The sequence below is a fragment of the Aeromicrobium panaciterrae genome, from assembly GCF_039537165.1.
Taxonomy (GTDB): domain Bacteria; phylum Actinomycetota; class Actinomycetes; order Propionibacteriales; family Nocardioidaceae; genus Aeromicrobium; species Aeromicrobium panaciterrae.
Genome location: NZ_BAAAZZ010000002.1, coordinates 237994 through 252296 on the forward strand (window position 1 = coordinate 237994; position 14303 = coordinate 252296).

15 protein-coding genes are annotated in these 14303 nt (G+C 66.7%); 3 read left to right on the plus strand and 12 right to left on the minus strand.

Annotated elements, in window-relative coordinates; all coding sequences use genetic code 11:
• Positions 1 to 12 precede the first annotated feature (12 nt).
• Positions 13 to 2409: an ABC transporter permease gene (locus tag ABD683_RS01590; protein ID WP_344766719.1), complete on the plus strand. Its 2397-nt coding sequence runs from the start codon at positions 13 to 15 to the stop codon at positions 2407 to 2409.
• Positions 2410 to 2441: 32 nt separating this feature from the next.
• Positions 2442 to 3218, plus strand: coding sequence for an isocitrate lyase/PEP mutase family protein (locus ABD683_RS01595; protein WP_344766721.1), 777 nt, complete (start codon positions 2442 to 2444; stop codon positions 3216 to 3218).
• Between the two features lie 90 nt (positions 3219 to 3308).
• On the opposite strand, the gene ABD683_RS01600 is transcribed toward ABD683_RS01595, so the two are convergent.
• Complete coding sequence (locus ABD683_RS01600) at positions 3309 to 5285, minus strand: protein meaA (RefSeq protein WP_486303577.1); 1977 nt, start codon at positions 5283 to 5285, stop codon at positions 3309 to 3311.
• Positions 5286 to 5375: 90 nt separating this feature from the next.
• On the opposite strand from ABD683_RS01600, the gene ABD683_RS01605 reads away from it, so the two are divergent.
• A complete protein-coding gene (locus tag ABD683_RS01605; protein WP_344766722.1) occupies positions 5376 to 5948 on the plus strand; it encodes a cob(I)yrinic acid a,c-diamide adenosyltransferase in 573 nt (190 codons plus the stop codon).
• A gap of 213 nt (positions 5949 to 6161) precedes the next feature.
• On the opposite strand, the gene ABD683_RS01610 is transcribed toward ABD683_RS01605, so the two are convergent.
• The 11 genes from ABD683_RS01610 to ABD683_RS01660 all read right to left on the minus strand — a co-directional run bounded on the left by ABD683_RS01610 (position 6162) and on the right by ABD683_RS01660 (position 14279).
• On the minus strand, positions 6162 to 6338 hold the full coding sequence (locus tag ABD683_RS01610; protein ID WP_344766723.1) for a hypothetical protein: 177 nt from the start codon (positions 6336 to 6338) through the stop codon (positions 6162 to 6164).
• Between the two features lie 73 nt (positions 6339 to 6411).
• The gene (locus tag ABD683_RS01615; protein WP_344766724.1) at positions 6412 to 6858 is read right to left on the minus strand and encodes a DUF2550 domain-containing protein; all 447 of its coding nucleotides are present in this window, start codon (positions 6856 to 6858) and stop codon (positions 6412 to 6414) included.
• 18 nt (positions 6859 to 6876) lie between these two features.
• Positions 6877 to 7257: a F0F1 ATP synthase subunit epsilon gene (locus ABD683_RS01620; RefSeq protein WP_344766726.1), complete on the minus strand. Its 381-nt coding sequence runs from the start codon at positions 7255 to 7257 to the stop codon at positions 6877 to 6879.
• Complete coding sequence (gene atpD / locus ABD683_RS01625) at positions 7257 to 8747, minus strand: F0F1 ATP synthase subunit beta (RefSeq protein ID WP_344766727.1); 1491 nt, start codon at positions 8745 to 8747, stop codon at positions 7257 to 7259. Before atpD ends, ABD683_RS01620 begins: the two co-directional genes overlap by 1 nt.
• 5 nt (positions 8748 to 8752) lie before the next feature.
• Entirely contained in the window at positions 8753 to 9685 is a 933-nt protein-coding gene (locus ABD683_RS01630) for a F0F1 ATP synthase subunit gamma (RefSeq protein ID WP_344766728.1), read from the minus strand.
• Between the two features lie 3 nt (positions 9686 to 9688).
• On the minus strand, positions 9689 to 11329 hold the full coding sequence (gene atpA, locus ABD683_RS01635; protein ID WP_344766729.1) for a F0F1 ATP synthase subunit alpha: 1641 nt from the start codon (positions 11327 to 11329) through the stop codon (positions 9689 to 9691).
• 41 nt (positions 11330 to 11370) lie between these two features.
• On the minus strand, positions 11371 to 12165 hold the full coding sequence (locus ABD683_RS01640; protein WP_344766730.1) for a F0F1 ATP synthase subunit delta: 795 nt from the start codon (positions 12163 to 12165) through the stop codon (positions 11371 to 11373).
• Positions 12165 to 12686 carry a F0F1 ATP synthase subunit B gene (locus ABD683_RS01645; protein ID WP_344766731.1) on the minus strand — a complete coding sequence of 174 codons (522 nt, stop codon included), beginning with the start codon at positions 12684 to 12686 and terminating at the stop codon, positions 12165 to 12167. Before ABD683_RS01645 ends, ABD683_RS01640 begins: the two co-directional genes overlap by 1 nt.
• A gap of 34 nt (positions 12687 to 12720) precedes the next feature.
• Positions 12721 to 12978: a F0F1 ATP synthase subunit C gene (locus tag ABD683_RS01650; RefSeq protein WP_344766733.1), complete on the minus strand. Its 258-nt coding sequence runs from the start codon at positions 12976 to 12978 to the stop codon at positions 12721 to 12723.
• Between the two features lie 96 nt (positions 12979 to 13074).
• A complete protein-coding gene (gene atpB / locus ABD683_RS01655) occupies positions 13075 to 13857 on the minus strand; it encodes a F0F1 ATP synthase subunit A (protein ID WP_344766734.1) in 783 nt (260 codons plus the stop codon).
• Complete coding sequence (locus ABD683_RS01660) at positions 13854 to 14279, minus strand: hypothetical protein (RefSeq protein ID WP_344766736.1); 426 nt, start codon at positions 14277 to 14279, stop codon at positions 13854 to 13856. The genes atpB and ABD683_RS01660 overlap by 4 nt, the downstream gene beginning before the upstream one ends.
• Positions 14280 to 14303 lie beyond the last annotated feature (24 nt).

The following is a 14303-nucleotide window of genomic DNA, read 5'->3' on the forward strand; positions in this document are numbered from 1 at the left end:
ATCCTCGCCTCCATGCGGACCTACGTCCGCCGCTACGTCGCCGCGCTGCTCGCCATCACGATCGCGACGGCCTTCATCGTCGCGATCAACGCTCTCAGCGCCGCCGCCAGGACCGGGGCCGGCGAGGCGGTCGAGCAGCAGTACGGGCGGGCTGACCTCGCCATCTCCGACTTGGGAGACCCGGCGTCGTACGTGTCCACGGCACGCCAGGCGGGCGCAACGCCGGGCATCGCCGCCGTCGCGACCAACTGGGAGGCGTACGGGGACGCCCGCTTCCCGGACGGGCCCCAGAACATCTCGATCGGCAGCATCGCGACCGAGCCGGACCTGCGCTGGCAGCAGGCCCTGAAGGGTCGGCTCCCGGCTGCACCCGACGAGATCGCGTTGTCGTCCAAGCGGGCGAAAGAGCACGGTGTCGCCATCGGTGACCGTCTCACGTTCGAAGCACCCGGCGGCGATCGCCGGTTCATCGTGACAGGGACGGTCGACGACGTCGACGGACCGCTGAAGGCGACGGCGTACCTGCCGGAGTCAGACTTCGCCGCACTCGGCGAGCTGGCGTTTCCCCGCGACATCGTCATGACCACAAACGGCGACGCCGCAGCGGCCAAGGCGGCGCTCACGGCGGCCGTCAAGGACGGCACGGTGTCCACCGGGACGGCATACCAGCGCCAGCTGCGACTCAGCGCCACCCAGGGAATCGACGTCTTCCAGATCCTGATCACGATCTTTGCCGGCGTCTCGCTGTTCGTCGGTGCCCTCGTGATCGCCAACACCTTCACGATCCTGCTGGCCCAGCGCGCGAGAGACCTCGCGCTGTTGCGCTGCGTCGGGGCGATGCGCGCGCAGATCGCCCGCTCGGTCGTCGCGGAAGGCGTGCTGATCGGCGTCCTCGGCTCGGCACTTGGCGTCGCGGCCGGGTACGGCGTCGCGCTGATCGGCGTCGCGGTGACCCGCCACCTCTCCCCCGAGACACCCATGGGCGATCCATCGTTGTCGCTGCCCAGCGTCGCGATCCCCGTCGTGCTGGGTGTGCTCGTCACCGCTGCCGCGGCGGCCCTCCCGGCGCAGCGGGCGAGCGCCCAATCACCCCTGAACGCGCTGCACCCGCAGGACGTCGTCGAGCTGCGTTCGAGAGCAGGCGCACTCCGCCTAGCCATGGCGGGACTGTTCCTCGCCGGCGGCAGTGGCGGCCTGCTGCTCGGACTGTCGGGCTCGCTGCCGGTGGGCCTGGCCGGCGGGATGCTCTCGTTCATCGGCGTCCTCCTCCTGACTCCGGTACTCATACCCGGAGCGATCCGCGCACTCGGACCCGTCGCACGCCGGTTCGGCCTGGCCGGCCGGCTGGCCCACATGAACTCGCTGCGCAACCCCCGCCGTACGGCCGCGACCTCCACCGCTCTGCTCATCGGGGTCACCCTCATCACGTCGGTCGTCGTGGGCGCCTCGTCGATCTCGCACAAGGTCAACACCTCACTCGACCGCAACCACCCGATCGACCTGATGACCACCTCGGCGTCCGCGCCGATTCCGGGCCATGTCGTCGACGAGCTCCGCGACGTGGGAGGCATCGCGAAGGTCGCCGCACTTCCCGGAGCCGACGCCACGGTGGGCAAGGACACCCTTGCGCTGGTGGGTGCCGATGCCGACGCACTCTCCCTGGTGCACGGCAACGCCTGGCTGCACGACCTCAAGCCGGACGAGATCGTCCTCCCAGGCTCCACCGACATCTCCGGTGACACCGTGACCGTACGGATCGGCAACCAGTTCCGCGAGCTCAAGGTCTTGTACGGCGCCGGGCTGGGCGATGTCGCCGTCATCACCCGGGCGACCCTCGACGACCTGGCGCCGGTGACGACGACGCGGGCCGTCTGGGTGCGCGCCTCGGACTCGGCTGATGCCCGTGACGTGACGACTGCAGTCACAGCAATCGGCAGGCCCGCCGACCTCGAGGTCGACGGCGGGCTCTTCGACCGCGCCTACATCCTCAAGATCCTGTCGGTGGTGCTCGCGGTCACGGTCGCCCTGCTCGCGATCGCGGTGCTGATCGCACTGATCGGCGTCGGCAACACGCTCAGCCTGTCGGTCCTCGAACGCGTCCGGGAGAACTCCCTGCTCCGGGCCCTCGGCCTCGGCTCGTTCGGCCTGCGCTCCATGCTCGCACTGGAGGCGTTGCTGATGGCGACCGTTGCGGCCATCCTCGGGGTGGCGCTCGGGACGACGTATGCCTGGTTCGGCATCCGTACGGCGACGTCCGGCGTGTTCACCTCGGCACCCGACCTGACGATGCCTTGGGGACAGATCGGCTTGATCTTCCTGACCGCCGCGCTGGCCGGACTGGCGGCGTGCGTCCTGCCAGCGCGCAGGGCGGCCCGGATCGAACCGGCCGCCGGCCTGGTCGCCGACTGAGTCCCGTCGGTGCCGGGTCGTACGGTGGCAGCATGACCAACGTCGCCGCACAGGCCCAGAAGCTCCTTGCCCTCCACACCGACCCCACGCTGCTCACCGTCGTCAATGTCTGGGATGCGATCAGCGCCCGCATCGTCGCCGAAGTCGAGGGCACCACGGCGCTCGCCACGGCCAGCCACTCGATCGCGGTGGCGCATGGCTACGAGGACGGCGAAAACATCCCGGTCGACCTGATGATCGACGCCGTGGCCCGGGTCGTCGCCGCCACCGACCTGCCGGTGACCGCCGATCTGGAGGCTGGCTACGGCAACCCCGGCGAGACGATCCGCAAGGCGATCGGTGTGGGCGCTGTCGGTGCCAACATCGAGGACCAGATGAAGCCGCTCGCCGAGTCCGTCGCCGCCGTCGAGGCCGTCATGGCGGCGGGCCAGGCCGAGGGTGTCGATTTCGTGCTCAACGCCCGTACGGACGCGTTCCTCCGGGCCGGCGATCGTCCGCACGCGGACGTCCTCGCCGATACGATCGAGCGCGGCTCGGCCTACCTCGCCGCCGGTGCACCGGTCGTGTTCGTGCCCGGCGCGCTGTCTGAGGATGACATCGCGGCGATCGTCGACGTCTGGGGCCCGCAGAAGCTGACACTGATCGGCGCTCCGGGCTCCGTGCCGCTCGCCCGCATGGAGGAGCTCGGCGTCGCGCGGGTCTCGTACGGTCCGTTCAGCCAGTCCGTCGCACTGATGGCGCTGCAAGACCTGACAGCCGATATCAACGCCGGTGGCGGACTGCCAAGCGACTACCGCCACCTCAACTAGTCACAAGATTCCCAGCAGCACCTCGAAAACTGGCACTCCACCCTTGTTGCAACAGGGGTGGAGTGTCGGCTTTAAGGGACCTCCTGGGAATCAGACAGTCAGGCCGTTGGCCTTGCGGATCTCGTCGACGATGCGGTCCATGATCGTCGTCATGCCGAAGTCCTTGGGGGTGAAGACCGCGGCAACCCCAGCGGCCTCCATCCTGCGCGCATCTGACTCGGGGATGATGCCACCCACGATCAGGGGAACGTCACCGATGCCGCTTTCGGCCATCGCCTTCTGGACCTCAGGGACGAGTTCCATGTGGGATCCCGACAGGATCGACAGGCCGACGCAGTGCACGTCCTCGGCCACTGCCGCGGCGACGATCTGAGCCGGTGTGAGCCGGATTCCCTGATAGATGACCTCGAAGCCGGCGTCACGCGCGCGTACGGCGATCTGCTCGGCACCGTTGGAATGACCGTCGAGTCCGGGCTTGCCGACGAGGAGGCGCAGGCGGGTGCCGAGCTCCTCCCCCGTCTGCCTGACCTTCTCGCGTACGGCCGTGAGCTCCTTGCCGGACTCTGCCACGCCGACGACGCCGCTGACGCCCGTGGGTGCGCGGTACTCGCCGAACACCTCACGCAGTGCTCCGGCCCACTCGCCGACGGTGGCACCCGCGCGTACGGCGGCGAGTGTGGCCTCCATCAGGTTGGTGTCGGTCTTGGCCTCGGCGCGGAGGCGGTCGAGCGCCTCGTCGACGGCACCCTGGTCGCGCTGCTTGCGCCACGCGACGACGTCGGCGATCGCGTTGGCCTCAGCCTCGGGGTCAGCGGTCATGATCGCCGCGTCGAGGTCCTCGGTCAGCGGCGACGGCTCGGTCTCGGTGTAGACGTTGACGCCCACGACCTTCATCTCGCCCGCCTCGATGCGGGCACGTCGCTCGGCGTGCGAGCCGACGAGAGCCTGCTTCATGTAGCCCGACTCGACAGCAGCAACGGCGCCGCCCATCGCCTGGACTCGGTCGATCTCTTCCCTGGCGCCGTCGACGAGCTCGGCGACCTTGGCCTCGATCACGACGGAACCCTCGAAGATGTCGTCATACTCGAGCAGGTCGGACTCGAACGCCAGGACCTGCTGCAGGCGTAGCGACCACTGCTGGTCCCACGGACGCGGCAGGCCGAGCGCCTCGTTCCATGCGGGAAGCTGTACGGCGCGGGCGCGGGCGTCCTTGCTCAGCGTCACACCGAGCATCTCCAGGACGATGCGCTGCACGTTGTTCTCGGGCTGCGCCTCCGTCAGGCCAAGCGAGTTGACCTGCACGCCGTAACGGAGTCGGCGCATCTTGGGATCGGTCACGCCGTAACGCTCACGGGTGATCTCCTCCCAGAGTCGCCCGAAGGCACGCATCTTGCACATCTCCTCGATGAAGCGCACACCCGCGTTCACGAAGAACGAGATGCGGCCGACGACGGCGTCGAACTCCTCCGGCGGCACCTGGCCGGAGTCGCGAACGGCGTCCAGCACCGCGATCGCGGTCGTGAGTGCGTACGCCAGCTCCTGCGTGGGTGTCGCTCCGGCTTCCTGCAGGTGATAGCTGCAGATGTTGAGCGGGTTCCACTTGGGGATCGTGCTGACGGTGTAGGCGATCATGTCGGTCGTCAGGCGCAGCGACGGCGCGGGGCCGAAGACGTAGGTGCCGCGCGAGAGGTATTCCTTGATGATGTCGTTCTGCGTCGTGCCGGAGAGCTGCGCCGGGTCGACGCCCTGCTCCTCGGCCGCGACCTCGTACATCGCCAGCAGCCACATCGCGGTGGCGTTGATCGTCATCGACGTGTTCATGGTGTCGAGTGGGATGTCCTTGAACAGTTGACGCATCGCACCGAGGTGCGGGATCGGTACGCCGACCTTGCCGACCTCGCCACGGCTGAGCTCGTGATCGGGGTCGTAGCCCGTCTGCGTCGGCAGGTCGAAGGCCACCGAGAGTCCGGTCTGGCCCTTCGCGAGGTTGCGGCGGTAGAGCGCGTTGGACTCCGTGGCCGAGCTGTGTCCGGCGTACGTGCGCATCACCCAGGGCTTGTCAGGCATAACGTTCAGGTTACCGCGCGGTATCCGCGGCGGTCACGGGCTGAGCGGGGCGTTCTGCCTCACACTGCCCGCACGCCTAGACTCGCTGTCATGGTCAACCTGACACGGATCTACACGCGTACCGGCGACGACGGCACGACCAACCTCGGCGACATGAGCAAGACCTCCAAGCTCGATCTGAGGCTCGCCGCGTACGCCGACGTCGACGAGGCCAACAGCCAGATCGGCCTCGCGATCGCCCTCGGCGGTCTCCAGGACGACGTCGTCAAGGTCCTGACGCACGTGCAGAACGACATGTTCGACGTGGGCGCCGACCTGTCGTGCCCCGTCGTCGACAACCCGGAGTTCCCAGCCCTGCGGGTCGAGCCCGACTACATCGACCGCCTCGAGGGATGGTGCGACCACTACAACGAGCAGCTCCCCAAGCTCCGCTCGTTCATCCTGCGCGGCGGCACGCCCTCAGCCGCGGCCGTGCACGTGGCGTGCACCGTGACGCGCCGGGCCGAGCGATCTGCATGGGCCGCGCTCGAGGAGCACGGCGACACGATGAACGTGCTGACGGCGAAGTACCTCAACCGGCTCAGCGACCTGCTGTTCATCCTGGGCCGCCATGCGAACCGCGAGACCGGAGACGTGCTCTGGGTCCCGGGCGGTGAACGCTGAGCGAGCTCTGCGAGCGAACGCGTTCATCGCGCCAAGGAGCGAGGCTGGGGTCCCCCCACGAGCGCCAGCGAGTAGGGGGCCTGTGAGGGATACACGCCGAAGGCGTCAGGCTCCGAGGCGTAGTGACGTGACTCAGTAACGCGAGTACACAAGGTCACCACGCCTCGCTACGCCCACGTTCGGCCGCAGGCGGCCTCACTGGCGGCTAGAAGCTCAGTCCCAGTCGATCGCGCTGGTCGTCGGGCCGCTGGGAGCCGTCGGGCTCGGAGCGTCCCAGTCGATCACGCTGGCGATTCGGTGGTGCGACCGCGGCGCGGCTGATGCAGCGGGCGCCACGCCGACCACGACGAGTGCGGAGATGCAAGCTGCGGCCAGAGAACGTTTGAACAACGTGAACACCAACTTTGTCAGAGGAGAGTCGCTTCACACGATCTTACGTGAGGGACGTGAACCGTCAACCGCATCAGACGACGTTGTTGACGCGCTGTCCCGGGGGCGCGGACTCCAGCCACGACAACAGCCCGGTTAGTGCGTTGGCACTCATGGCAAACTGCCTGACACCCGAGGCATTCTCGGTGCCGACGATCAGGTGGCCGTCGTGCAACGCGTGGACTTCGTTGCCATCGGGCTCGCGGCGTCCCTCGATGCGTACGTCGGTGCGCGCGAAGCGGTAACGCGGACGTAGGGACAGCGAGAACGTCCGGAACCACTCGAGGTGGTTGTCGCGGTAGACCGCGAGGCCGAGTGTCCACCCCTTGGTGACGCCGGCCTCGTTGCGGTTGATGCTCATGTCGAACGTTCCACCCTTGCGGGCCAGGACCCGTCGGCGAACCAACAGCCCGACCAGCGGCACCAGCATCAGCGCGATGACGAGCGCGAGGGAGTCGACGAGCCACAACCAGAATGGCATCGCAACTCCCTCCCGACGTCAGGACGCCTTGTCGACCAAGCTCAACTTGGCTTCGGCTCGCAGGATAGCGGTCTCGTCCTCATCGGCCTCAGCCGCTTCGAGCTCGGCCCGCGCTGCGGCGGCGTCGATCTCGTCGGCGAGGAACGCATCCTCGCTCAGGATGGAGACACGGTTGTTGGCGACCGAGATGAATCCCTCGGCGACAGCAGCCTTGATGTCGGCCTCTCCCTCGAGCGGCGTGATGACCACGACACCCGGGACCAGGAGCGACAGCAGCGGAGCGTGGTCGGCCAGCACGCCGAGGTCTCCCTCGACGGTGCGGGCGAGCACCTCGCTGGCCTGGCCGGACCACACGACGCGGTCGGCCGAGACCAGCTCGATCTGCAACGGATCTGCCATCAGAGGCTCTTCTGGATTTCTTCCCACTTCTTGTCGACGTCTTCAAGACCGCCGCACATGAAGAAGGCCTGCTCAGCAACGTGGTCGTAGTCGCCGTCACAGATCTTGGTGAAGCCGTCGATCGTCTCGTCGATGGAGACGGTCGAACCCTCGATACCCGTGAACTGCTTGGCCACGTACGTGTTCTGCGACAGGAAGCGCTGGATACGACGGGCGCGACCGACCAGGGTCTTGTCCTCTTCGCTGAGCTCGTCGACACCGAGGATCGCGATGATGTCCTGGAGCTCCTTGTTGCGCTGCAGGATGCTCTTGACGCGGTTGGCGGTGTTGTAGTGATCGTTGCTGATGTAGCGCGGGTCGAGGATTCGTGACGTCGACGTCAGCGGGTTGACGGCCGGGTAGATGCCCATCGAGGCGATCTCTCGGTCGAGCTCCGTGGTGGCATCGAGGTGCGCGAACGTGGTGGCCGGCGCCGGGTCGGTGTAGTCATCGGCCGGGACGTAGATCGCCTGGAGCGACGTGATCGAGTGACCACGCGTCGAGGTGATGCGCTCCTGCAGCACGCCCATCTCGTCAGCCAGCGTCGGCTGGTAGCCCACGGCGGACGGCATGCGGCCGAGCAGCGTGGACACCTCCGAACCTGCCTGGGTGAAACGGAAGATGTTGTCGATGAACAGCAGCACGTCCTGGTTCTGGACATCGCGGAAGTACTCCGCCATGGTCAGCGCCGACAGGGCGACGCGAAGACGCGCTCCCGGCGGCTCGTCCATCTGGCCGAACACGAGGGCGGTCTGCCCGAGGACGCCGGCCTCCTCCATCTCGGCGATGAGGTCGTTGCCCTCACGCGTACGCTCACCGACGCCGGCGAACACCGACACACCACCGTGGTCGCGTGCGACTCGGGCGATCATCTCCTGGATCAGCACGGTCTTGCCGACACCGGCACCACCGAACAGGCCGATCTTGCCGCCCTGCACGTACGGGGTGAGGAGGTCGATGACCTTGATGCCGGTCTGGAACATCTCGGTCTTGGACTCGAGCTGGTCGAATGCAGGAGCCTTGCCGTGGATGCCACGGCGCTCCTTGACCTCCCACTTCTCGCCCTCGGCGAGGTTCATCACGTCGCCGGTGGTGTTGAACACCTTGCCGAGCGTTTGGTCACCAACCGGCACCGTGATCGGCTCACCGGTGTTGATGACCGTCGCGCCGCGGACGATGCCGTCGGTCGGGCGCAGGCTGATGGCTCGCACCATGCCGTCACCGATGTGAAGCGCGACCTCGAGCGTCAGCGTCTCCTTGACGCCGGCGACCTCGGTGTCGACCTTGAGGGCGGCGTACATCTCAGGGATCGCGTCGCTGGGGAACTCGATGTCGAGAACGGGGCCGATGACGCGAGCAACGCGGCCGGTGGCCAGGTCGCTCGACGACTTTGCGGCCGCCTTCTTGGCGGGAGCCTTCTTGGCTGCGGTCTTCTTGGCTGCGGTAGGCATATCTCTCACTCACTCCCAGCGGTGGCGTCGGCGAGCGCGTTAGCGCCACCCACGATCTCGCTGATCTCCTGGGTAATCCCGGCCTGTCGGGCCTGGTTGGCGATTCGGGTGTACTTCTGGATCAGGTCGTCTGCGTTGTCGGTTGCGGACTTCATCGCCTTCTGGCGAGCAGCCAGCTCAGACGCTGCGGCCTGCAGCAGGCAGTAGTAGATGCGACTCTGAACGTACTTGGGCAGCAATGCGTCGAGCACCTCGCTCGCCGACGGCTCGAACTCGTAGAGCGGCAGGACTTCACCCTCGGCCGGAGCCTCGGTGCCTTCGACGACCTCGAGCGGGAGCAGACGGATCACGTCGGGCTCCTGCACCAGCATCGACTTGAAGCGGGTGAAGACGATGTGCAGCTCGTCGACGACGCGCTCCGGGTCGACCTTGTCCTCGTCGTCCTCGTCCACGTGGAACGTACGTACGAGGGTTGCGCCGATCTCGCGAGCGTTGTCGTACTCCGGCTTGTCGGAGAACCCGGTCCACGACTGGATGAACTCGCGCTGGCGGAAGTTGTAGTAGGCCTCGGCCTTGCGTCCCGCGAGGTAGAGGTCGACTTCCTTGCCTTCACCGTGCAGCTTCTCGACGAGACGCTCGGCCTCCTTGAGCACCGACGACGAGTAGGCACCCGCGAGCCCGCGGTCACTGGAGATGACCAGCACCGCGGCCTTCTTGGGATCTTCCTTCTCGGTCGTCAGCGGGTGGTCGACGTTGGAGAACGTGGCGACCGCCGAGACGGCACGCGTCAGCTCACGGGCATACGGTGCTGCCGCTGCCGCCTGCTGCTGCGCCTTGATGATCCGGGACGCAGCAATGAGCTCCATGGCGCGCGTGATCTTCTTCATCGACGTCGTCGACCTGATCTTCGCGCGCAGTTCGCGCACTGATGCTGCCATGCGTCAGCTCCGCTTCTGCTTGACGATCTGCTCCTGCTCGACATCTTCGTCAGCAAGGGCAACGTGCTCTTCATGACCGGCCTTGATGGACTGGCCATCGCTGGTCTCGAACTGGTCGAGGAACGACTCGTACGCCTTCTCCAGGGCCTGCTCGTTGTCGTCCTCGAACTTGCCCGACTCGCGGATCGCGGTGAGCACGTCACCGTGCGAGCGCGAGAGGTAGTCGAGGAACTCCGACTCGAAGCGGCTCACGTCGTTGACGGGGACGTTGTCGAGCTTGCCCGTCGTCGCGGCCCAGATCGAGACGACCTGGTTCTCGACGGGGAACGGTGCGTACTGGCCCTGCTTGAACAGCTCCATGATGCGCTGACCACGGGCGAGCTGCTGCTTGGACGCGGCGTCGAGGTCGGACGCGAACATCGCGAACGCCTCCATCGCGCGGTACTGCGCGAGCTCGACCTTGAGCGAACCGGTGACGGCCTTCATCGACTTGTTCATCGCCGCGCCACCAACTCGCGACACCGAGATGCCGACGTCGACGGCGGGGCGCTGGTTGGCGTTGAACAGGTCGGACTGCAGGAAGATCTGTCCGTCGGTGATCGAGATGACGTTGGTCGGGATGTAGGCCGACACGTCGTTGGCCTTGGTCTCGACGATCGGCAGACCCGTCATCGAGCCGGCACCCAGATCGTCGCTGAGCTTGGCGCAACGCTCGAGGAGCCGCGAGTGCAGGTAGAACACGTCGCCGGGGTATGCCTCGCGGCCCGGCGGGCGACGGAGCAGCAGCGACACCGCACGGTAGGCCTCGGCCTGCTTCGACAGGTCGTCAAAGATGATCAGGACGTGCTTGCCGGCGTACATCCACTCCTGGCCGATGGCCGAGCCGGTGTAGGGGGCGAGGTACTTGAAGCCTGCCGAGTCTGACGCCGGAGCCGCGACGATCGTCGTGTACTCGAGCGCGCCGGCCTCTTCGAGGGCGCCACGCACGGCGGCGATGGTCGAACCCTTCTGACCGATGCCGACGTAGATGCAGCGGACCTGCTTGGACGGATCGCCCGACTCCCAGAAGTCCTTCTGGTTGATGATCGTGTCGATCGCGATGGCGGTCTTGCCGGTCTGACGGTCACCGATGATCAGCTGGCGCTGGCCGCGGCCGATGGGCGTCAGCGAGTCGATCGCCTTGAGGCCCGTCATCAGCGGCTCGTGGACGCTCTTGCGCTGCATGACGTTGGGGGCCTGCAGCTCGAGCGCACGACGCTTGTCGGACTTGATCTCGCCGAGGCCGTCGATCGGGTTGCCCAGCGGGTCGCACACGCGACCGAGGTAGGCATCGCCGACGGGAACCGAGAGGACCTCGCCCGTACGACGAACCTTCTGGCCCTCTTCGATGCCGGAGAACTCACCCAGGATGACGACGCCGATCTCGCGGACGTCGAGGTTGAGCGCGAGGCCGAGCGTGCCGTCCTCGAACTCGAGGAGCTCGTTGGCCATGGCCGACGGGAGACCTTCGACGCGTGCGATGCCGTCACCGGCTTCGGACACGATGCCGATCTCGTCGGTCGCCGCAGCGCTCGGGGTGTAGTCGGCCACGAACTTCTGCAACGCGTCGCGGATCTCGTCCGGACGGATGGTGAGTTCCGCCATGTGGGTGCCTACCTTCTTGTGGAGTCTTGAGTTGGGTCTGGTCAGCCTGCGAGGAGCCGTCGGGCGTCTTCGAGGCGGCTGGATACGGAGCCGTCGATCACGTCGCCGCCGACGGAGACACGGATGCCTCCGACGAGGTCGGGATCGATGACGGTGTTGAGGTGGAACTCGCGGTCGTAACGCTTGGCGAGTGCGGCCGCGATGCGGTTGAGCTCGGCGTCGGACAGCGGGTAGGTCGAGCGGACCTCGGCGAGCAGGCGGTTGCGGCGAGCGGCGACCTCGTCGGCGAAGGCCGCGAGGACCTTCTCGAACGAAGCGGTGCGTGCTGCAGCTGCCTGGCGTACGAGGGCGACGGTCGGCGCCGTGACCTTGCCGCCGAAGATCGAGTCGACGAGCTCGGCCTTGGCCGAGGCTGCCGTCGTACGATCCGTCAGCGCGGCACGGAGCCCGCTGTCGGCGATCACGATGTTGCCGACCTCGAAGAGCTCGCTCTCCATCGCCTCGAGCTGGCCGTCCTTGTCGGCGGCCACGACGTGGGCCGCGACACCGGAGATCTCGAGCCCGTCGGTCAGGTCGCGGCTTGAGGCCCAACGGCCCTTGGCAGCGACCTCGAGGATTGCGAGCGTGCCCTTGCTGACCTTGTCGCCCAGCACCTGCTTCAGCAGGCCGACGCGGGCGTCGGCCTCCGTCGCGGGGTCGGTGAGGATCCGTCGAAGCGACGGAGTCGCGTCGAGCAACGCGGTGACGGAGAACAGCTCGTCACCGATGTCTGAGGTGCCGGAGCCTTCGACGGCTGCCAGGACCTCGGTGAGCGTTGCTGCAGATACGCCGCGCATCAGTTCGAAGACTCCTCGAGCTCGGCGATGAACCGCTCCACCGTGCGCTTCTGGCGTGCCTCGTCGTCGAGCGACTCGCCCACGATGCGCCCCGCGAGCTGGGTCGCGATGGTGCCGACCTCGCCCTTGAGCTGAGCCATGGCCTGCGAACGCTCGGCCTCGATCTGCGCGTGAGCGTGCGTCGTGATGCGGTCAGCCTCGGTCTGGGCCTGGGTGCGCATCTCGGCGATGATCTGCGCGCCCTGCTCCTTGGCTTCCTCGCGAATGCGAGCAGCGTCGGCGCGGGCGTCGGCGATCTGCGCGCGGTAGGCCTCCTTCTCGGCCTCAGCTTCACTCTTGGCCTTCTCGGCGTCGGCGAACTGCTGGCGGATGTTGTTCTGGCGGTCCGTCAGTCCCTTGTTGACCGGGGGGATGACGTACTTGGCCAGGATGAACATCAAGATCGCGAACGCCAGGATCTCAAAGAGGATCGTGCCGTTCGGGACGAGGAAGTTGCTCTCGGCCGATGTTGTCTCGGGCATCAGTGTTCCCGTCTGCTCAGAGGTGCTGCACTCGTCACGCGAGGACGAATACGAACAACGCCATGAAGGCGAGGTTGATGAAGTAAGCGGCTTCTGCCAGACCGACGGTCAGGAAGAAGATCGTCATGAGGCGGCTCTGTGCCTCAGGCTGACGAGCGACGCCCTGGATCGTGGCGCTACCGGCCAGGCCGTCACCGATGGCTGCACCGATGGCGCCGCCGCCGAGGGCGAGGCCGCCGCCGACAAAGGCTCCCGCAGTGGTGATTGCGTCGTTGAGGTTTTCCGCTGCCATGTCTCTCCTTGGGTCTCGCGGGCGGTGGTCCCGCTCGCGATGTACGGGGTGTTGCTTGTTGAACGTCTGGGGTTGCTATTCAGGTATGGGTGGTGCTCAGGCCGCGACTGCGACCTTTTCGTCGGCCTTCTTGGCCTTCTTTTCCTTCTTCTTTTTTGGCTCGTCGTGGTGCTCGTCGTCTCCGCCGTGGCTGACGGCGAAGCCGAAGTAGAGGATCGTCAGCAGCGTGAAGATGAACGCCTGGATGCCGCCGATGGCCATGCCGAAGATCTTCCAGAGGACTTCTGGGATCCAGGCACCGTAGTTGGGGATCAGGCCGATCAGGCTCAAGATGATGCCGCCGGCGAAGATGTTGCCGAAGAGTCGCAGTGCGAGGCTGAACGGCTTGACGATCTCCTCGATCAGGTGGAGCGGGGAGAGGAACGGCTTGAGGTACTTGCGGATGCCGATCTCGCGGATGCCGTAGGTGTGCACCGCGACGATCACGACGAGCGCCAGGCCGTAGGTCATGTTGGTGTCGGCGGCCGGCGGCGGGAGCTTGTGGCCCGTCGGGATCGCCTCGAACCAGTTGCCGATCAGGATGAACAGGAACAGCGCGACGGCGAGCGGGACGACGAAGGGGTTGAGACGCCCGAGACTGTCGAGCGTCAGGCCCTGCACCCACTCGACGAGGGACTCCCACAGGAGCTGCACCTTGCTGGGCACACCGCTGGTGACCTTGCGGCGGAGCAGGAAGCCGAAGATGACGACGATGACACCGGCGACGACGGTCGACAGCATCGTGTCGGAGTTGAACGTCATCCCCAGCCACGTGAACGTGGTGTGGTGACCCGCCTCGATCTCGGTCTCGGCGGCGAGGCCTGCAGCAAAGATGCTCATGCCTTCTCCTCAATCTGCTCGTTCAATTCCTTGCGCACCTCTCGGAGGAGTGGGATGCCCGTGAAGACCAGGGCGATCAGGTGGAAGATGGCCAGACCGAACAGTACGGCGGCACCGTGTGGCCAGAACACGAGGGCCAGCACAACCGCGACACCGGACACGCCGATCAGGCGTACGGCGGAGCTGGCGGCGTACTGCTTCTTGGTCGGCAGCTCGCCCCCCTCGACCTGGGTGAGCAGGTAGTGCTCGGTGAGCAGGTGGTTGATCGCACCGAGGACGATGCCGATCGAGAGGAACAGTCCGCCGCGCCACTCGCCGAGCGGGATGCTGATCCAGATGGCGGCCACGATGAGCAGGCCAGCGGTCAGAAGCGCACGCCTCTGGTTGCGGATGGAGCGCAGGATGGACGGTGTCGAGGTCATCGTGTCGAGCTCCTCTCTGTCATG